Source organism: Nocardiopsis halophila DSM 44494 (assembly GCF_000341245.1).
GTDB classification, from domain to species: Bacteria; Actinomycetota; Actinomycetes; order Streptosporangiales; family Streptosporangiaceae; genus Nocardiopsis_A; species Nocardiopsis_A halophila.
Map to the genome: position 1 here is coordinate 23,234 of NZ_ANAD01000130.1, position 18,622 is coordinate 41,855.

Annotated in this window: 15 protein-coding genes and 1 tRNA gene; 8 read left to right on the forward strand and 8 right to left on the reverse strand. The window is 71.7% G+C overall.

The genetic code is table 11. The annotated features are described in order from the left end of the window. The first annotated feature begins 38 nt into the window (after nt 1-38). Together D450_RS0115180 and D450_RS0115185 are read left to right on the forward strand one after the other, a co-directional pair. The gene (locus tag D450_RS0115180; protein WP_017539510.1) at nt 39-458 is read left to right on the forward strand and encodes a DUF350 domain-containing protein; all 420 of its coding nucleotides are present in this window, start codon (nt 39-41) and stop codon (nt 456-458) included. Further along, a complete protein-coding gene (locus D450_RS0115185; protein WP_017539511.1) occupies nt 458-2,119 on the forward strand; it encodes a polyamine aminopropyltransferase in 1,662 nt (553 codons plus the stop codon). The genes D450_RS0115180 and D450_RS0115185 overlap by 1 nt, the downstream gene beginning before the upstream one ends. On the opposite strand, the gene D450_RS0115190 is transcribed toward D450_RS0115185, so the two are convergent. The 3 genes from D450_RS0115190 to D450_RS0115200 form a co-directional block, all read right to left on the reverse strand. Further along, entirely contained in the window at nt 2,113-4,959 is a 2,847-nt protein-coding gene (locus D450_RS0115190; RefSeq protein WP_017539512.1) for an AfsR/SARP family transcriptional regulator, read from the reverse strand. The two genes, D450_RS0115185 and D450_RS0115190, sit on opposite strands and share 7 nt — an antisense overlap. 382 nt (nt 4,960-5,341) lie before the next feature. Beyond that, on the reverse strand, nt 5,342-5,527 hold the full coding sequence (locus tag D450_RS0115195) for a hypothetical protein (RefSeq protein ID WP_017539513.1): 186 nt from the start codon (nt 5,525-5,527) through the stop codon (nt 5,342-5,344). 56 nt (nt 5,528-5,583) lie between these two features. Continuing rightward, nucleotides 5,584-5,787 carry a hypothetical protein gene (locus tag D450_RS0115200; RefSeq protein ID WP_017539514.1) on the reverse strand — a complete coding sequence of 68 codons (204 nt, stop codon included), beginning with the start codon at nt 5,785-5,787 and terminating at the stop codon, nt 5,584-5,586. A gap of 413 nt (nt 5,788-6,200) precedes the next feature. On the opposite strand from D450_RS0115200, the gene D450_RS0115205 reads away from it, so the two are divergent. The 3 genes from D450_RS0115205 (at nt 6,201) to D450_RS0115215 (ending at nt 8,737) form a co-directional block, all read left to right on the forward strand. Next, nucleotides 6,201-6,893 (forward strand): hypothetical protein, encoded by a 693-nt coding sequence (locus tag D450_RS0115205; protein WP_017539515.1) that lies wholly within the window; start codon nt 6,201-6,203, stop codon nt 6,891-6,893. Then, on the forward strand, nt 6,890-7,621 hold the full coding sequence (locus tag D450_RS0115210) for a hypothetical protein (RefSeq protein WP_017539516.1): 732 nt from the start codon (nt 6,890-6,892) through the stop codon (nt 7,619-7,621). The genes D450_RS0115205 and D450_RS0115210 overlap by 4 nt, the downstream gene beginning before the upstream one ends. Before the next feature lie 402 nt (nt 7,622-8,023). Continuing rightward, a complete protein-coding gene (locus D450_RS0115215) occupies nt 8,024-8,737 on the forward strand; it encodes a hypothetical protein (protein ID WP_017539517.1) in 714 nt (237 codons plus the stop codon). A 427-nt stretch (nt 8,738-9,164) separates the two neighbouring features. Here the strand turns inward: D450_RS0115215 and D450_RS0115220 are convergent, their stop codons facing one another. Further along, nucleotides 9,165-10,634: an NAD-dependent succinate-semialdehyde dehydrogenase gene (locus tag D450_RS0115220; protein WP_017539518.1), complete on the reverse strand. Its 1,470-nt coding sequence runs from the start codon at nt 10,632-10,634 to the stop codon at nt 9,165-9,167. Between the two features lie 173 nt (nt 10,635-10,807). On the opposite strand from D450_RS0115220, the gene D450_RS0115225 reads away from it, so the two are divergent. The 3 genes from D450_RS0115225 (at nt 10,808) to D450_RS0115240 (ending at nt 13,631) form a co-directional block, all read left to right on the forward strand. Next, nucleotides 10,808-12,073, forward strand: a complete 1,266-nt coding sequence (locus tag D450_RS0115225; protein ID WP_017539519.1) for an aspartate aminotransferase family protein — start codon at nt 10,808-10,810, stop codon at nt 12,071-12,073. Between the two features lie 311 nt (nt 12,074-12,384). Next, nucleotides 12,385-13,413, forward strand: coding sequence for a pectate lyase family protein (locus D450_RS0115230; RefSeq protein WP_017539520.1), 1,029 nt, complete (start codon nt 12,385-12,387; stop codon nt 13,411-13,413). 145 nt (nt 13,414-13,558) lie between these two features. Beyond that, nucleotides 13,559-13,631 (forward strand) — tRNA-Arg (locus D450_RS0115240). Between the two features lie 157 nt (nt 13,632-13,788). Here D450_RS0115240 and D450_RS0115245 read toward each other — a convergent pair. From D450_RS0115245 to D450_RS30315, 4 genes are all read right to left on the reverse strand, one after another. Next, a complete protein-coding gene (locus tag D450_RS0115245) occupies nt 13,789-15,546 on the reverse strand; it encodes an ATP-binding protein (protein ID WP_017539521.1) in 1,758 nt (585 codons plus the stop codon). Nucleotides 15,547-15,771: 225 nt separating this feature from the next. Beyond that, entirely contained in the window at nt 15,772-16,134 is a 363-nt protein-coding gene (locus D450_RS32515) for a helix-turn-helix domain-containing protein (protein WP_083932651.1), read from the reverse strand. Between the two features lie 38 nt (nt 16,135-16,172). Continuing rightward, nucleotides 16,173-18,146, reverse strand: coding sequence for an ABC1 kinase family protein (locus tag D450_RS0115250; RefSeq protein ID WP_017539522.1), 1,974 nt, complete (start codon nt 18,144-18,146; stop codon nt 16,173-16,175). Between the two features lie 262 nt (nt 18,147-18,408). Next, nucleotides 18,409-18,622, reverse strand: a 214-nt coding sequence (locus D450_RS30315; RefSeq protein ID WP_017539523.1) for a MerR family transcriptional regulator, incomplete at its 5' end; no start/stop codon positions are given.

Genomic DNA, 18,622 nt, shown 5'->3' on the forward strand with positions numbered 1-18,622 from the left:
GTGACGGAACGAGACAGACAAGGAACCCCCGAGACGCGATGTTCATCCTCTATGAAGCCCTGGCCGTTCTCGCCTACGGGGCCCTCGGCCTCGTCCTGATGCTCGCCGGATACCTGCTCGTGGACCTGCTCACGCCCGGCAGGCTGCACGTGCTCATCTGGGAGCAGCGCAACCCCAACGCCACGCTCGTACTGGCCGCCAACACCCTGGGGGTGGCCATGGTGGTGGCCATGGCGATCTACGCCTCCGGCGGGACCGTGGCCGACGGGCTGCTGCGCACCGCCGTCTACGGGGTGGTGGGCCTGGTGCTGATGACCCTGTCCTTCGTCGCCATCGACCTGCTCACCCCGGGCCGCCTCGGCGACGTGGTCAACCACACCGAGCTGCGCCCCGCCGCGTGGATCAACGCGACCGCCCACGTGTCCGTCGCCCTGGTCGTGGCGGCGGCGATCTCCTGATGTCCGGCTCCGAAGGGGCCGCGCGGACGGGGGAGGCGCCCGCCTCGGGCGCCTCCCCCGTCCGCCTTCCGGTCGGACCGCGCGCCGCCCGCTTCCTGGTGCTGCTGGGCGTGTTCATCTGCGCGGCCTGCGGGCTGGTGTACGAACTCGCGCTGGTGGCGCTGGGCAGCTACCTGCTCGGCGACAGCGTCACCCAGGCCTCGATCGTGCTCAGCGTCATGGTCTTCGCCATGGGGGTGGGCTCGCTGGCCTCCAAGCGGCTGACCGACCGGCCCGCGTTCTGGTTCATCGTGATCGAGGGCGCCCTGTCGCTGGTCGGCGGCCTGTCGGTGCTGCTCCTGTACGGGGCCTACGCCTACCTGTCGATGTACCAGCCCGCGCTGGTGCTGTGCGCGTTCGCGGTGGGGGCGCTCATCGGCGCCGAGATCCCGCTGCTGATGAAGCTCATCCAGCGGATCCGGCGCCAGGACGCCGCCGACGCGGTCGCCGACCTGTTCGCCGCCGACTACGTGGGCGGGCTCGTCGGCGGCCTGGCCTTCCCGTTCCTGCTGCTGCCGCTCCTGGGCCTGGTCGAGGGCGCCCTCGCGGTGGGGGCGCTGAACGCCCTGGTCGGCATGTGGGTGGTGCTGTGGATCTTCCGCGCGACCCTGCGCCCGCGCGCCCGGATCGGGGCGGCGCTGGGGATGGCGGTGGTGCTCGCGGTGCTCGCCGCCGCGTTCGTCTACTCCGGCCGCTTCGAGGTGACCGCGCGCCAGGCGCTCTACCGCGACCCGATCGTGCACGCCGAGCGCTCGGCCTACCAGGAGGTCGTGCTCACCCGCACGACCGACGGCCGGGACACCCGGCTCTTCCTCAACGGCGACCTGCAGTTCAGCTCGCTGGACGAATACCGCTACCACGAGTCGCTGGTGCACCCCGCGATGGCCGGGCCGCGCGGGGAGGTGCTGATGCTGGGCGGCGGGGACGGGCTGGCCGCCCGCGAGGTGCTGGAGTACCCCGACGTCGAGCACGTGACCCTGGTCGACCTGGACCCGGCCGTCACCCGGCTGGCCCGCACCGACCCGGTGCTCTCGGACCTCAACGAGGGCGCCCTGGACGACCCGCGCATGGAGGTCGTCAACACCGACGCCTTCACGTGGCTGCGCGAGCAGCGGAGCCGCTTCGACGCCGTCGTCGTCGACATGCCCGACGCCGACGACGTCGCCACGGCCAAGCTGTACTCGGTGGAGTTCTACGGGCTGGTCCGCGGGGCGCTGCGGGACGGCGGACTGATGTCGGTGCAGGCGGGGTCGCCCTACTTCGCGGCGGACGCCTACTGGAGCGTGGCCGAGTCGCTGGAGGACTCCGGCTGGAGCGCGGTGCCCTACAACGTGGACGTGCCCAGCTTCGGCAACTGGGGGTTCTACCTGGCACGGCCGACCGAGGGCGGCCCCGGGGAGGGCGCCCCGGAGCTCACACTGCCGGAGGACGCGCCCGAGCTGAGGTTCCTCGACGAGCGGGTCCTCGAAGCGGCGAAGGTGTTCCCCAAGGACCGCGAGCGCACGACCGGCGACGGCGGAGAGGCAGGCCCCGGGGAGGAGCGGGACGTGCGCGCCTCGACGCTGCTCGACCCGGCCGTCCTCGGCTACCAGCAGGAGCAGGAGGCTTGGGAGGGCTACTGATCCCGCCACGGCGCGTCCAGGTCGTCGGGCAGGCCCTCGGCCTCCGGGAGATCGTGATCGGCGTCGCCGTCCGGGACGCTCTCGCTCCGGGGAGCAGGCACGCGGCCTCCCAAGCGCTGTAGCGCGCTGCGCGCCTCGCCGGCCTCGGGTACCCCCATCTCGGTGAAGATCGCCGTCGCCGCGGAGAGCCGGTCGCGCGCGGTCTCGGCCTCCCGGGAGTCCTTGGGCTGCTGCAGCGTTCCGAGCCCGAGCAGCGCTTTCCCCTCCGCGAAACGCTCCTTGCGCTCTCGGGCGACGCGCAGCGCCTTCTCGTACGTCTCCCGCGCCTCGTCGATCCGGCCCGCGCGGTGGTAGGTGAGGCCGAGACCGTTGAGGATCTCGGAGTCGGCACTGCCCAAAGACGCTTCCTTACCGAGGTCCAGGGCCTCCAGATGGAGCTGCTCCGCTCGTTCGCTCTCGCCTCGCCCGCCCAGTGCGATCGCCAAGCCGTTCAGTGCGTAGAGTTCGCTGGACCGGTCGCCGCACTCCCGCGCCGTCGTGACGCCCTGCTCGAGGTAGTGCACGGCCCGGTCGTGGTCTCCGAGGCCGGTGTGGGAATCCCCGATCAGCCGGAATGCCGCGGCGCGCGTGTCCGGGGAGACGACGTCGGCAGGGGCGTCGAGCACGGCTCTTCCGGCGACGACGGCCTCCTCGTATTCGCCGATCATCTGCCGCATGATGCCGATGTTGAGGATCTGCAAGAACTCCAGGCGGCGGTTGCCCGTCCTGCGGGCGTGCTCCAGAACGTTGGTCAGGGAGACCACGGCGTCGCGGAACCGGCCCAGCCGCTCGTAGACCATCCCGATGTTGGCCTCGACACGCATCAGCCCGAGATCGTCGTCGAGCTTGGCGAGCAGCTCCCTGGCCTCCTGGAACAGGTCGAGCGCCAGCTCGTACCGCCCCGCCAGCCCTCGGGCGATGCCGAGCCCGATCAAGGTGACGGAGCTGCCGCGCTCGCTTCCCTGCTCGCGGCTCGCCGCCAGCGCCTTCTCCTGGGTGGCCAGCAGAAGTTCGGTACGTCCGTGCACGGCGTAGAAGCGCCACACCGCATCGGCGATCTGCCAGGTGTGCTCACTCGCCTGACGCTCAGCGAAGTAGTCCACCACGGACACCAGGTTGTTCTGGTGCCGCTCGAACCAGGCGACGGCCTCGTCCCGGCTCCCGATGCCGCCCTCGTACCGGGAACGCCGGGTCACCGCCAGGTCGTACTCGTGCGCTCGGGGTCCCAGGTGGCCGGCGGCCTCGTTGGCCCGCTGCAGGTAGTGTTCGGCGAGCCGCCACCGGGCGTCGTCGGCCTCCTTGCCCTCCGGCTCCGCGGCGGCCTTGTGCCGCGCGTAATCGCCGATGAGGTCGTGGAAGCGGTAGACGTCCGCGCTCGGCTCGTCCAGCAGGCAGACGGTGACCAGGTCTTGGAGGAGGTCGTCGGCGTCGGGCGGGTCCGCGTCGAGCAGGTCCGCTGCGCCCATCAGGTCGACACTGCCGCCGATCATGGTTCCGAGCAGGCAGAAGGCGCGCCGCTGCTCATCGGTGAGGCTCTGGTAGGATAGCTCGAAGACCGCCTCGACGCTCTGCCCGTCGACGCGCAGTTCGAGGAAGCGCCGCCGCTCCTCCGCCAACCGCTGGCGCACGTGCGCGAACGTCCAGCGCCTCCGGTGCAGCATGCGTCCGGCGATGATGCGCAGGGCCAGTGGGAGGCCCCCGCACAACTGCACGACCGCCCCGGCGTCCTCGGGCTCGGCGGCGACACGGTCCTCGCCCAGGACCATCTCCAGCAACCGGAGGGAGTCGTCCCTGCCGAGCATGTCGAGCGAGAGGTGCCCTACCCCGCTCAGCCCGGGCAGGTCGTGGCGCGAGGTGATGAGGGTGAACGACCCGGCCCCCGCCAGCAGGGGGTGGACCTGGGCGTACCCGGCGGCGTTGTCGAGGACGACCAGGACCCGGCGCCCGGACAGCCGGGCCCTCCACATGGCGGACCGCTCTTCGAGTGTGTCCGGGATGGACTCGGGGGCCACGCCCACGGCGCGCAACAGCGTCCCGAGGGCGGCCTCGGGGGAGGCGGGCCCCTGCTCGGGGCTGAAACCGTTGAGGTCGATGAAGAAGGCGCCGTCCGGATAGCGGTGCTCCAGCAGGTGCGCCGCGCGGACCGCGAGCGAGGTCTTGCCGACCCCGCCCGGGCCGGTGACCACGTACACCGAGGCGGTGTCCTCGCCGCGCTCGGCCGCCTCCAGCAGTACGCGCACGTCCTCCTGGCGTCCGGTGAAGTCGGGCAGGTCCCGCGGCAGGTCGTTGCGGGCGGCCGACGTCGGCCACGGGGCCTGTGGGGGCTCCCCCGCGGCGGGCTCGGCGACCGCCTCGCGCCCCTCGGTCTCGGTCAGGATGCGCTCGTGCAGGTCGACCAGCTCCGGGCTGGGGTCGACCCCCAGCTCCTCGGCCAGGTAGCGCCGGTTCTCCTGGTAGGCGCTGAGCGCCGCGGCCCGCTGGCCGCTGCGGTTCAGGGCGGCGATGAGCAGGTACTGCAGGCGCTCACGCAACGGGTCCTCGCGCACCAGCGGGGTCAGCCGGGTGACCACGTCGCTGTAGCGGCCGAGGGCGAAGGCCGCGTCGGCCCAGGCGGTCACCGTCGCCCAGCGCTCCTCGACGAGCGGCTGGCCCAGTGCGTACCAGAGGCGGTCGGTCCCGGTACCGGAGAAGGGGCGCCCCTTCCAGCATTCGAGTGCGCGCTCCCAAAGGGCGACGGCCTCCTCGGTACTCGCCGCCGCGTGGCCGCGCGCGACGAGGCCGCGGAAGCGGTGGAGGTCCACTTTCTGTTGATCGATATCGGCGAGATATCCACCCGGAGTAGTCACGATCAACCCGGGAAAAGAACGCCGGAGGTGGGAAACCTGTACTTGGATCACGGAGCGTGCCGTCCGGGGCGGATCGTCGTCCCACAGATACTCGATCAGCCGGTCGATCGGGACCTCTTTACCCGCTTCGACCAGGAGCGCTCCCAGCACACAGCGCTGCCTCGGCCCGCCGACAGGCATCGGCTCACCATCGTCCCGCCACGCCGAAACAGGTCCGAGAACGCCAAAATCCACAAATGGCACTGTATCAAGGCCATTTGTGGATCCGGCGCGCTCCTCGGACCGAGGATTTGCGGGACCGACCTCCGCCGGTCTCCCTGTTGAGCTACTGCGAGGGTCAGCCGTCCGACTTCGCCGGCGTCTCCTCGGAGTCCGCCGGAGCGTCGCCCCCGTCGGCTTCGCGCTCCTTCTCCTGCCCGCCACCCGGGATGGGATCCTCGTAGGGCTTCAACTTCACGAAGACGTCCCCGAGCCCGGCCACGATGGCGTCGAACTCCTCCTGCAGCGTCTTGTACCCCGTCATGCCACACTTCCCTGTTCCGTGAGACCGCAGGTGCGCCTCACTTTCGGAGGTGCGCCCTACGGCAGCTCGATGTCCACTCCGACCAGGTCGTCCTCGTCCTCCCAGGGCTCCATCTCCTCCTGGCGGGAGTCTCCGCCGTCGTCGTCGCTCGCGGGCCGCAACTTGGCGACCGGCGAGGCACCGACGGCGTCAGGAGCGTCGAGGCCTTCGACGATCCGGAAGAACTCTTCGTCAACCCGGCTCGGCTCAGTCAGCAGCATCGAATCCCATCCCATCTCATCTATGAACGGGCACCCCCCGGATGCGGCTCAACCACCGCATCGAACGCCGTGGGCGTGCCGGACCGGACCCGCGGGCCGTCCTCCCGCGGGGTCCCGGTCTGGCCGAACGTGCTCCACGTTAGAGACGCCGTCTTCTGGGGCGCTTTCAGACCGCTTTCAGTCGCCGTCACCGCCACCCGAAACCGGCCGCGCGGCCGTGGTCGCCCGCGGTTGGGCCCAGGTCCGGCAGCGGGCGAGCGCCGACCGGTCGTCCGGTGGGCGTCGGTGAGCCGTCGCGAGTGTGACCGGAAGGCCTCGTCTTCCCCCGGGCAGGGGCTTCACACCCAGGCCCGCTGTCCTCTTTCGGCCGCTTGCCCCCCTTCAGTCACCCATCGCCTCTAAACTTCCCTGTCGTGGCCCACCACGCGCCCGACCCCGAAGAAGCTCCGCTGGTCCGTCTGCCCCGGAGCACCCGGGCACGCCTGGCCGCCGTCACCGTGGGTGTCCTCGCGGTCGCGGCCGCCGTCGCCGGCCTCTGGGCGGGGGGCGGCCTGGAGTCCGCCACCGCGACCGAGCACCGCACCGTCGAGCCCGGCGACGAGATCCGCAACTCCCTGATCGAGCTGCGGCTGCACGAGGCGGCCTTCGGCCGGAACCCCGACACCGGGCAGTTCACCCTCGACATCCGCGCCGACATCGAGTCGCGGTTCAACGAGCCGGTCTCGGTCTCGGAGATCGGCGGGCTGTTCAAGCCCCGGTTCGGCCGCAAGGACCTGGCCCCCGGCCCGATGCGGATGGCGCTCACCCGCCACCCCGAGGTCACCGCCTCCGACCTGCAGCCGGGGATGCCCGAGGAGGTGGTCCTGAGCTGGCCGCTGTCCGAGGAGGACCCCGACGACACCACGCCCAAGACCGGCGAGGAGATCTTCGGCGAGGACCTGCTCGCCGAACCGGACGACGTCTCCGGGCAGATCGCCCAGGTGGACGAGGTCGAGGTGACCGTCACCGGGGCCAAGTACGAGGCCGGTTTCACCGACGAGACCAAGCGGTGGTGGACCGACAACCGCCCCCGCGCCGTGGTCGACCTGCCCGTCGACGAGGAGTGATCACCGTCAGCGCTCCCCTTCCCCCGCCGCCGCCCCCGCAGCCGCCCGTCCCCGCCGCCGGGCCGCCGGCCTCACCGCCGCCCCCGGACGAGGGCGGCCGCCGGCGCTGGCCCACCGTGCTCGCCTCGCTGGTGCTGCTGGCGCTGCTCATGGGCGCCCAGTCGCTGCGGTTCTCCTCATCGGTGGACGCGACCCTGCCGATGGTGGCCTCCGGCGACGCGTCCTCGGCGGTGGACGCGCGCTCCTTCACCGTGCGGGTGGACGAGGTGCGCTTCGCCCGGGCCGTGGCGGACGGCTCCGGGGACGCGGGGGACTCCGCGCTCTCCGACTTCGGGCCGGAGCCCGAGTACTTCGAGGCCGAGGGGGTGTGGATGGTGGTCTTCCTGGAGGTCACCGCCCGGGAGGACCACCTCACCCGGTTGGAGGCCCGCCTCGACAGCGGGGACAAGAACGTCTACGGCGCGACGTCGTGGCTGTACAACACCTTCGGCGGCGTCGGCGACGGGTTCCCGCCCGGCATCCCGATGCGCGGGGCGACCGCGTTCGAGGTGCCGGAGGACGCCCTGAAGGACCCGGTGCTGGAGGTCAACGTTTCCACCGGCATCGACCGGCGGCTGTCCGGCGAGGCCCACGTGAAGCTGGGGCTGAGCGGGGACGAGCTGAAGAAGGCGATCGCCGGCGCCGAAGAGGCCATCGACGTGCCCGAACCCCGGATGCAGAAGGTGTGACGGCCCGTGCCCGCCCCTCACGATCCCCAGGACCGCGACCCGCAGGGCCCCGCCCCGCAGGGGCGTGAGCCGTACGGTCGGCCCAGCGCGCCGAACCCCCCGAAGGCGCCGAACGCGCCGGCCGGGCAGGAGCCGGGGCCGCAGCACCCGCAGTTCGGCCCGCCTCGGGGAACCCCGCAGGGGCCCTCGCAAGGACCTCCCCCCGGCCGCCCGCCGCACCCCGCCGGGCCCCCGAACGCGCAGCGGCCACCACAGCCGCAGGGCCCGCCGCAGCCGGGACACCCGTCGTACGCACCCCTGGGGCCCGCTCCGACCGGCCCCCCGCCGGGTGCACGGCCCGCCGCACCGCCCCCGCAAGGACAGCCCCCGCAAGGACAGCCGCCCGGCGTCCCGGTCCACGGGATGGGCCCCGGACCGAACACCGGCCCCTACGCCGGTCCGCCCGCTGTCGGCCCCTCCGGGCCTCAGGGGCCGGGCGCCGGGGGCCGGCGCCGGGGAGCGCCCCGGACGGACCGCGCACCGCTGTGGAAGCGGCTGCACCTGCCCTGGATCGCGGGCATCGCCGTCCTCCTGCCCGTCTCGCTCGTCGGCCCGTGGTGGCTGGAGACCGAGAAGTGGGAGGAGACCGGAGCGGTCCCGCCCGAGCCGGTCCCCGCCCAGGACGCCACGGCCTCCCTCGCCGGGAGCGACTGGGAGCTCGCCGGGGTGGTGGTCGACGAGTACATCGGCGCCGAGCCGCCCCCGGCGGGGATCACGCTGGTCGACGCGGTGTTCAAGGCGACGCCGTCCGACGAGCGCTCGGCGGAGATGCTGGAGACCTGCAGCTTCCAGGCCACCGACGACCGCGGGCGCACCTGGGAGACGACCAACGAGTACGCGAACCGCGCCGGCCTGGAGGACGTGGTCTTCCCCGGCTTCCTCGGGTGCACCGACACCGAGGGCGAACCGCTGCGGCCGGGGGACACGGGCGGATTCGTGGCGAGCTTCCTCGTCCCGGAGGACGCGGCGGATTCGCTGCGCTTCCGCGTGGACGTGGACACCGGGACCGGCGAGGACGAGGACCACCCCCGCGCCCCTGTGGCGGCGGAGTTCGAGAACCCCGAAGAGGACGACTGACATCGCGCGTGGACGCAATGTCCGAAGGGGACGGGACAGCGCTCAGCAGGTGTTCGGCCGCCGGTCTCGATAGGGGGCCGGTGGTGGGACGTCCCGGTCCAGGAAGGCCCGCGAACGCCCTGGCGCTCGGCCTCTGGGGCGTAGGGCCGTGGCCGGGCCCGCTCCGCTTCCAACCGCCGGTTCATGCGCCTCGTGCGGGGGCCGCCCGTACCGATAGTGGTGAGGTCACCACTTTCGGCGGCCTGAAGTGGTGAGATCACCACTACCGATGACTCACTCGCCCCCCTCTACGGACCCATCGCAGAGCGACGGCCGCCCCACGGAACCAGCGGGAACCTCTTTCAGGAGGACCGGGGCGAGCGGCTCAGGGCCGGGAGGTGGGAGTCTCCGCCTCCCGGCCCTGTTCGCCGTTTCTCCGACTCCTGCTCTAGATGCCGCCGATGCCCACGTACTTGGTGTCCAGGAACTCCTCGATGCCGACGGTTCCGCCCTCGCGGCCCAGGCCGGAGTGCTTCACCCCGCCGAACGGGGCCGCGGGGTTGGAGACGATGCCCTGGTTCAGGCCCACCATCCCGGTCTCCAGCGCCTCCGAGACGCGCAGCGCGCGCTTCACGTCGCTGGTGTAGACGTAGCTGACGAGTCCGTACTCGGTGTCGTTGGCCGCGCTCAGGGCCTCTTCGTCGGTGCTGAAGACGCTCACGGGCGCCACGGGGCCGAAGATCTCCGTCGAGTACATGTCGCTGTCCTGGGAGACGTTCTCCAGGACCGTGGGCCGGTAGAAGTACCCGGGCCCTTCGGCCTCCTCGCCGCCGACGACCACGCGCGCGCCGCGGTCCACCGCGTCGTCCACCAGGCGCTGCACCTTCTCCCGCGCGCGCGAGTCGATGAGCGGCCCCACCTGGACCCCGTCCTCGGTGCCCCGGCCGACCGTCAGGGCGCCCATGCGCTCCCCCAGGCGGCGGGAGAACTCGGCGGCCACCGACTCGTGCACGTAGAACCGGTTGGCGGCGGTGCAGGCCTCGCCGATGTTGCGCATCTTGGCCTGCATGGCGCCCTCGACCGCGGCGTCCAGGTCGGCGTCGCCGAACACCAGGAAGGGGGCGTTCCCGCCGAGCTCCATGGAGGTGCGCAGCACCTGCTCGGCGCTCTGCTCCAGCAGGGCGCGGCCGACCCCGGTGGAGCCGGTAAAGGACACCTTGCGGATGCGGCCGTCGCGCAGCAGCGGCTCGGTCACCCCGCCCGGGTCGGTGGTGGGCAGCACGCTCAGCACGCCCTCGGGCAGGCCGGCCTCCTCCAGGATCCCGGCCAGGGCCAGGGCGCACAGCGGGGTCTGCTGGGCGGGCTTGAGGACCATCGTGCACCCGGCCGCCACCGCCGGGCCGATCTTGCGGGTGCCCATCGCCATGGGGAAGTTCCACGGCGTGATGAGCATGGACGGGCCCACGGGGCGCTTCATGATCAAAAAGCGCGACTTGCCGTCGGGGGAGGTGGCGTAGCCGCCGGAGACGCGCACCGCCTCCTCGGAGAACCAGCGCAGGAACTCGGCGGCGTAGGCGATCTCGCCGCGCGCCTCGGCCAGGGGCTTGCCCATCTCCAGGGTCATCAGCAACGCCAGCTCCTCCTGGCGCTCCATGAGGATCTCGAAGGCCCGGCGCAGGACCTCCCCGCGCTCGCGCGGGGCGACGGCGGCCCACGAGGCCTGGGCTCCGGCCGCGGCGTCGAGGGCGGCGAAGGCGTCGTCCCGTCCGGCGTCGGCCACCCGGCACAGGGCCTCGCCCGTCGAGGGGTCCTCGACGGCGAACGTCGCGCCGCCGCTCGCGTCGCGCCACCGGCCGCCGACCATGAGCCGCTTGTCCACCTGCTCGACGGCCTTCACTTCGTCGCTGTGCTGCGCCATCGGTCTGCCGCTCCCTCTCGCTCGTCCCTGCCCGGCCCCCTTCCCGCCGGTCCTGGTTGGCTAACGGGGGTGCGGGTAGGGACCCGGAGGAGCGCGGTCTGGACACCGCTCCAGGCGGATGATTCCATAGCGCCGTCGATTGTCAACAATCCTACGGAATGAGGTTCGCGCGCATGGTCGAGCAGTCGGCCCGGCTGTCCCCGGTCCTGAAGCAGGCCACACCGGTCCTCGCCGCACGCGGCGAGGGCGTGCACATCTACGACGAGGACGGCCGCCGCTACCTGGACTTCACCGCCGGAATCGGGGTCACGAGCACGGGCCACTGCCACCCCAAGGTGGTGGAGGCGGCGCAGCGGCAGGTCGCCACCCTCATCCACGGGCAGTACACCACGGTCATGCACCGTCCGCTGCTGCGCCTCACCGAGGAGCTGGGCACGGTCCTGCCCGAGGGGCTGGACCGGCTCTTCTACGTCAACTCCGGCAGCGAGGCGGTCGAGGCCGCGCTGCGGCTGGCCCGGCAGGCCACCGGCCGGCAGAACGCGGTCGTCTTCGACGGCTCCTTCCACGGGCGCACGATGGGCGCCGCCTCCCTCACCACCTCCGGGACCAAGATCCGCGCGGGGATCGGGCCGCTGATGCCCGGCGTCGCGGTCTCCGCCTTCCCCTACGCCTACCGCCTGGGGATGACCGAGGACCAGGCGGTCGAGTACGCCCTCGCCGAGCTGGACTACCTGTTCGCCACGGTCACCTCGCCCCGGGACACGGCGGCGTTCTTCATCGAGCCCGTGCTGGGCGAGGGCGGGTACGTGCCGGTCCCGCCCGCGTTCCTGGAGGGGCTGCGGCGGCGCGCCGACGAGCACGGCATCCTGCTGGTCGCCGACGAGGTGCAGACCGGCTTCGGTCGGACCGGCCGGTTCTGGGGGCACGAGCACACCGCGGTGCGCCCGGACGTGGTGGTCACCGCGAAGGGGCTGGCGAGCGGCTTCCCGCTGTCGGCGATCGCGGCGCCGGAGAGCATCATGGAGCGCGCCTGGCCCGGGTCGCAGGGCGGCACCTACGGCGGCAACGCGGTGGCGTGCGCGGCGGCGCTGGCCACACTGGAGGTCATCCGCGAGGAAGGGCTGGTGGAGAACGCGGCCCGGAACGGGGAGCGGCTGCTGGCCGGGATGCGCAAGGCGGCCGAGGGACACGGGCGCGTGGGCGACGTGCGCGGGCTCGGGCTGATGGCGGCGAGCGAGTTCACCGCGCCGGACGGCTCCCCCGACGCCGAGACGGCGGCCAAGGCGCACAAGGCGGCGACCGACCGCGGGCTGCTCCTGCTGACCTGCGGGCCGCACGGGAACGTGGTCCGGATGATCCCGCCGCTGGTCGTGGACGCCGACCAGATCGACGAGGCGCTGGCGCTCTGGTCGGAGGCACTGACGGACGCCTCTGCCTGACCCGGACCGATCGGGGGTGTGCCGGCCGACGGGCCGGTACACCCCCTTTTTCCATTCTTCGCCGGATCAGGACTTCCGGTCCGGAACAGGAAAGCGCTTTACTAATTAAATACGGATGACCATGCGGCGGAATCGCCCACTTTCCCGCCCTTGACACGATTCTCTCGCCGCCGTAGCGTCCTCCGCACCGGGAAAGCGATTTCCTTACCGTGTCGGAACGCGGCCGCCGATCCGGCCGCCACGCACCCCCACTGCGCACCGGCAGGGCGCGCTTCCCGGGTTCTGTCCCCGATTCACGAGGAGACTCCTCGATGCAGTCTGCACGCACCCATTCCCGGCACGGCCGCGGTCGCCTCGTCCTCGGCGCGGGCGCGGCCGCCCTGGGCGTCGGCGCGGCCGCGGCGGTGGCCCTGGCCCTCCCCTCCAACACGGGCACCGCGGCGTCCCCCGCCGGCGCCCAGGACACCGCCCAGGACGTCGGCTCCCCGCTCGCCGACGGCCCGGTCGGCTGGGCCGCCGAGAACGGCGGCACCACCGGCGGCGACGGCGGGGAGACCGTCCGGGTCTCCGACGCCGGGGCGCTGCTGGACGCGGTCTCCGGCGACGAGGCCCGCGTGGTCGAGGTGACCGGCGACATCGACCTGTCGGGCATGAACGACGTCGGGTCCAACACCACGATCGTCGGCGACGGTTCGGCGGCGATCACCGGCGGCGGATTCGACCTGAGCGGCGTCGAGAACGTCGTCATCCGGAACCTGCACTTCGCCGACTGGGACGACGACGCGGTGAACGTCCAGGAGGGGTCGACCAATGTCTGGATCGACCACAACTCCTTCACCGGGGGAGACGACGGGACGGTCGACATCAAGCGCGAGTCGGACTTCGTGACCGTCTCGTGGAACCACGTGTTCGAGCACGACAAGTCGATGCTGCTCGGCCACAGCGACGACCACACCGAGGACGCCGGCCACCTGCGGGTGTCCTACCACCACAACTTCTTCGACGGCTCGGACACCCGCCACCCGCGGGTGCGCTTCTCCGCGAGCGCGCACGTGTTCAACAACTACTACGTGGACAACGCCGAGTACGGGGTCGCCTCCACGATGGGCGCCCAGGTCCTGGTCGAGGGCAACTACTTCCGGGGCGTGGACACCCCGACCGAGGTCGGCTACGGCAGCTCCGGCCCGGGCGAGCTGGTCGAGCGGGGCAACGTCTACGACGACTCCGGCGCCCCCGCGACCGCGGGCGACGTCGAGGACCCGCCGTACGCCTACACGCTGGACCCGGCCGAGGACATCCCCTCCCTGGTCTCCGGCGGGGCGGGCCCGCAGGCCCGCTAGCCCCGGCGGCGCCCGGGGCCGTCCCCGGGCGCCGCCCCGCCCCGCCCCGCACGCAATGCGGTCAAAGCCCTCCGCGGACTCTGGTAGAGTCTTAGACGTCGCCCGGGAGGACAGGGACCACCTGGGAGGACACAACAGAAAACAGGCACTCGTAGCTCAATGGATAGAGCATCTGACTACGGATCAGAAGGTTGGGGGTTCGAATCCTCCCGAGTGCGCAGGAGCCGAGAGGCCCTGGTCCGCGAAAGCGGGCCAGGGCCTATTGCTTTGCCGGGCGCCGGAAGGCCCTCCAGGGGACCCGGTTCCCGGTGGGACCGGCCGATCTCCCCTCGGAACAGCAACGACGCTGGTGCGTAAGCGGCGTGTCGGGGCACGTCAGATCGGCTCGTACAAGCGCTGCTGGCCCGTCCGGCGGTAGCGGATGTCGTTCCGGCTCTCCCCGACACTCTCCACAAGGCCCTGTCTCTTCAGCCTGTCCAGCCACCGCAGGACCGTCGGCCTGGGCAGGCCCGTGGCAGCCTCGATCTGGACGCGGCTGAGGGTCCGGTCCCCCAGAGCAGCGAGGATCTCTTCCGTTCGGTCCTTGCGGCGTTGGGGCTTGGACTCAGCAGGGACGGCGGCCCGGTCCGTTTCGGGATCGAGCGCGGGATGCAGTCTGTAGCGGGACGACCGGCGCTCCCCCTCTTGTACAGCAAGCTCGCGAGCGACCAGATCTTGAAGCTCGGTCGTGGCCACGCGGGAGTCCACACCCGTTGCGGCTCGGTATCGCGGGTTGGTCAGCGATTCTCCCGAGCGGAGCAGAGCCAGGCCTATGCACTGGCTGTTCGTGAGTCCGTTCTCGCGCAGAGAGTTGATCCACGCGACGGTGTCCTCGTCCAAGAGGGTGTGGTTGGGGAAGACGACCTTGAAGGACGCCAACCGGTCCGTGAAGGCCGGAGGACCCATGTGGGCCGCACGAAGAGCCTGCAGCATGTCCTGGATCCCGGACCCACGCTTCTCGCAGACGCTCTGGCCCGTTCCGGGGACCGGAACGTCTTGCAGGATGTCCATCAGCACGGCGTTCCGCGCCGAGGAGGGGGGATTGTCCTCAAGGTTGTCGATCGTCACAGCGCCGAAGAGCCCACCGGGGTTCTGGATGACGAGCCGGTCCGGGTACATCGACACCTGGACCTGTGCGCCGCGCGCGTGGCCGGCCAGGTCACGGTGGACCAGGGCGTTGACGAGGGCTTCTCGCAGAGCGACCTCCGGGTACTCCCACACGTCCGTTCGACCGACGCCCTGAATGACGGCCCGCCGCTTCATGTTCCGCTTGAGCGCCTGCATGGCGTCTCGGACCATGACGGGGACGGGGCCTTCGAGGGCGACATTGTCAAGGAAGCGCTCGCCGCTCTGGAGCGACCCGCCTCCGGCCTCCGGGTAGTGGACGAAGCTCATCATGAGCTGGGGGAAGTGCTCCTGCGGGTACTCTCCGAGCGCGAGCAGGCCGCCCAGCGACAGCCTTTCCCCGCCTTCCTCGTCCTTGATCAGGACCCGCATCCTGCAAAGGGCCTCATGATCCTCCATGTCGGCGTACCGATAGGGCCGACGGGCACGCAGCTGTTCGAGGAACGCTCCGACCAGCTGGCCGTCCAGATCGTCGACCGACGTTCCTGGAACCGGTTCGAGATCCTCCTTGGGCTGCCCTTTCGAGGCCATCAACGCGAGGATCTCGTACTGGGTCATGCGCCGGTCGCCGTCGCCGACACGGATGAAGCTGCCCTGGTAGGCGCCCATCGACTTGAGGTGGCAGGGCTTGTCCGCAGGCAGGGTCTCTGGGATCTCGGCGACGATGAGGTCGACCGACTCGAACGTGCGGGCGGTGATGACGGCTCTGATCGGAGGTTCGAACTCCGAGCAGTAGGAGCCCAGGTCCGCGACGAGCTTGCCCGCGTTCTTCACCCCGATGGCGTGGAAACCGCTCTTCTCGTCCAAGCCGAGGATGAGCACCCCGCCTCGGGTGTTGGCGAAGGCCGACAGCGTCTCATGCGTGCTCTTCGGGAGCTTCTCGTGCGCTCTCTTGACCTCGACGTCGGCAAGGTCGCCCCCGAATCGCCTGAGGTCTTGGACCAGGCCGAGGAAGTCGTCATCATGCACGCACCGACCCTACTGGGAGAGGCCTTCAGTTGCTCACTAGGTTGCTCACTAGGTTGCTCACTAAGCCAGAGTGAGCAACCTAGTGAGCAACCTTCGAACGCATGAGGAGACCGTGTCGCCCGACCGCACACGAGAGGAAGAGCTCGCAGCCTGGGACATGGAGAACGACCAGGACTAAGGCGTTCCAGCCCTCGGCCCCAGCACCATCTGATCTGCGTCCGACGCTCACACGGCATATGTCCTTGCCTTAGTGGGACGGCGCGGGGACGGAAGAGTTCCCGACACGGCGCGGGGCCTCGGATTCGCCGCCTCATCCGTCGAGACGGCGTGGGCCCGGTCGGACCGCGTCTCTGGACACGGCTCCGCGTCGGCATTCGAGCGCAGAACGAGGGTGAGATCCAGAACGACCGTCAGTCGGAGCAAGGACTCCAGTTCGACACCACGATGGCCGGCCTCGACGCGCGCCAGCCAGGAGCGGGCCACACCCGCCCGGTCGGCCAGTGCCGCTTGGGTGAGGCCTTGAGAAAGCCTGGTGTCACGGACGAGCCCGCCGAGCTTCGACCACCCGGTCAGAGTGAACTCTTCCAGCTTTGCCTATTTCTCCGTCCTCGTGCGAGGACGGCGCCTCAGGGGGTGTCGTCGCGGAAGACCAGGACCAGGGCGCGGAGGGCGAGGACGAAACCGACGAAGAGCAGGCCTGCGCCGAGGAAGGTGTAGAGCGGCATGTCGGGGGCCAGCATCGGGCCCTGGTCGCTGGTGATCAGCATGATCGCGGCGAGGACCGCGGTGGCCGCCAGGGCCGCGAGCACCCCCTGGCGCACCAGGTCGGTGAGGAACCGCCGGCCCTCCCGGTCGGCGAACGGGCGGACGGTCACGGTGAACCGGCCCTGTTCCAGGTCCTCGGTGATCTTGTCGACGCGCCGGGGCAGCCGCTGCAGGGCCGGGAGCAGCGACATCAGACGCGCCTCCAGGGACTCCCGCAGGGCCGCGCCGGACATCGCCTCGTCGGCGATCAGCCGCCCCTGCTGCCGGGCCGCCTGGATCAGGTCCAGGTCGGGGCTGATGGCCGCCGCCGTGCCCTGGAGGGCCGTGAGCGCCCGGAAGGCGGCGGCGATCTGCGGCGGGATCGAGAAGCCGTGGCCCAGGACGACCGGGAAGAGCTCGGCGAACATGTCCGAGGTCCCCCGACCGCCCAGACCGGAACCGTAGCGCACCATGAGCTGGCCCACCTCCCGCTCCAGGCGCCGCTCGTCCAGCTCCTCGGGGCGGTCCAGCAGGTCGACCAGGGCGTCGGTGGCGCCGATGGAGTCGTCCCGGTCCACCGCCGCCAGCATCAGCCCCAACGAGCTGCGGGCACCGCTGTCCAATCGGCCGACCGAACCGAAGTCGAGCATCGACAGTTCCCCGCCCGGGCCGACCAGGATGTTGCCCATGTGCAGGTCGGCGTGGAAGACACCGCTCACCGTGATCTGCCGCAGCACCTCCCCGACCAGGCGCTCGGCGATCTCCCGGCGCTCCTGGGCGGTGAAGCAGGCGAGCAGCTCGGCCGCGTCGCCGACCGGGGTGCCCTCGACCCGGTCCATCACCAGCAGGGTGCGCGAGGAGTACTCGGGGTGGACCCGCGGGACCCGCAGGCGGTCTCCGCCGACCTCCGCCGCCACGGCCTGCATGTTGGCCAGCTCCACGCGGTAGTCCAGCTCCTCCTCCAGGGAGGCCGCGAACCCCTCGGCGAGCCGCTGCACCCCCAGCGCCGCACCCCAGGCGGTGGCGCGCTGCAGCCGGCGGCCCAGCCGCAGCAGGATGTCCACGTCCGCCTCGACCTGGCGCTGCGCCCCCGGCCGCTGCACCTTGAGCACCACGCGGGTGCCGTCGCGCAGCTCGGCGGCGTGCACCTGGGCGACGGAGGCCGCGGCGAGCGGTGCGGGGTCCACCGACGCGAACACCTCCGCCGCCGGGCGCCCCAGGGCCCCGGTGATCGCGCCCTCGATGCCCGGCCACGGCTCGGGGGCGGCGCGGGTCTGCAGCGTGGACAGTTCCCGGGTGAAGACCTCGGGGACCAGGTCGGGCCGGGTGGAGAGCATCTGCCCGAACTTGATATAGGCGACGCCCGCCTCGTTCAGCGCCGCGGTGAGGGCCCGCGCCGTCTTGGCCATGCCCTGCACCGGTGCGGTGCGCCGGCGCCCGCGCAGGTAGCCGCCCAGGCCGTGCTTGACCGCGATCGCGGTGATCCGGGCGTAGCGGCGGGCCCGCCTGCGGCGGTCCCTCCACCCGGTGAACAGGGAGCGCACCGGCGGCAGGGCGCCGGTGGGCACGAACAGCTCCAGCAGCACCAACGCGACCAGGCCGAACAGGAAGACCCAGACGAGGGCCAGACCGGCGAGCGCCACGTAGGGGAGCGGGGACTCCCGGAGCGCCTCCTCGGTGAAGGGAAGCCCGGCGGCCTGCACCACGGCCACCGCCGCACCGTAGGCGGAGGTGAGCACGACCAACGCCACCGCGATCGAGCGCGGCCACCCGATCGGGGCGCCGAGCGTCCGGCGCGCCAGCGCGCTGACCAGGATCACGTAGAGGGTGAAGAAGAGCAGGCCGAGCAGGTCCATCCGTGTCCTTCCTAGCGCCGGGCCCGTGCGGGGACCGGGACCCGGCAAGCCTTGCACACGGCGGACCGGCGGTCGCGGAGGACTCGGTACGCGCCGTTCGGCGCTTCCATGGGGGCCGGACACCTCCGGCGCCGGTTGGCGCGCGCCCCTCTCGATGCTCTGCACCAGACCGTCGACACATGCGGGTCCACCGGTCCGGCAAGGGATCGAGGGGAGCCGTGTGCTCCTGGTCCCGTGATCGCGGACCCGCGGCGGACAGCGATCACGAGGACGGTGAGCGGCGGCCCGGTGCAGGCGGCCGCTCGGCCCCCTGCTCCCCGTCGGCGGACCGGCGCAGACGGGCGTTCTCCTCCTGCAGGACGAGGATCCGGGCGATGCCGGCGAGGTTCACCCCCTCGCCGCTGAGCTCGGCGATCCGCCGCAGGAGCGCGATGTCGTCGTCGCTGTACAGGCGGGGGGGCCCCCGGGGCCCCGCC

Excerpts from the sequence above, each read along its gene's own strand:
- D450_RS0115230 (WP_017539520.1), top strand. The coding sequence starts at position 12,385 with ATGCAGTCTGCACGCACCCATTCCCGGCACGGCCGCGGTCGCCTCGTC.
- D450_RS0115250 (WP_017539522.1), bottom strand. The coding sequence starts at position 18,146 with ATGGACCTGCTCGGCCTGCTCTTCTTCACCCTCTACGTGATCCTGGTC.
- D450_RS0115200 (WP_017539514.1), bottom strand. The coding sequence starts at position 5,787 with ATGCTGCTGACTGAGCCGAGCCGGGTTGACGAAGAGTTCTTCCGGATC.
- D450_RS0115180 (WP_017539510.1), top strand. The coding sequence starts at position 39 with ATGTTCATCCTCTATGAAGCCCTGGCCGTTCTCGCCTACGGGGCCCTC.
- D450_RS0115215 (WP_017539517.1), top strand. The coding sequence starts at position 8,024 with ATGGGCCCCGGACCGAACACCGGCCCCTACGCCGGTCCGCCCGCTGTC.
- D450_RS0115220 (WP_017539518.1), bottom strand. The coding sequence starts at position 10,634 with ATGGCGCAGCACAGCGACGAAGTGAAGGCCGTCGAGCAGGTGGACAAG.
- D450_RS0115225 (WP_017539519.1), top strand. The coding sequence starts at position 10,808 with ATGGTCGAGCAGTCGGCCCGGCTGTCCCCGGTCCTGAAGCAGGCCACA.
- D450_RS0115185 (WP_017539511.1), top strand. The coding sequence starts at position 458 with ATGTCCGGCTCCGAAGGGGCCGCGCGGACGGGGGAGGCGCCCGCCTCG.
- D450_RS0115195 (WP_017539513.1), bottom strand. The coding sequence starts at position 5,527 with ATGACGGGGTACAAGACGCTGCAGGAGGAGTTCGACGCCATCGTGGCC.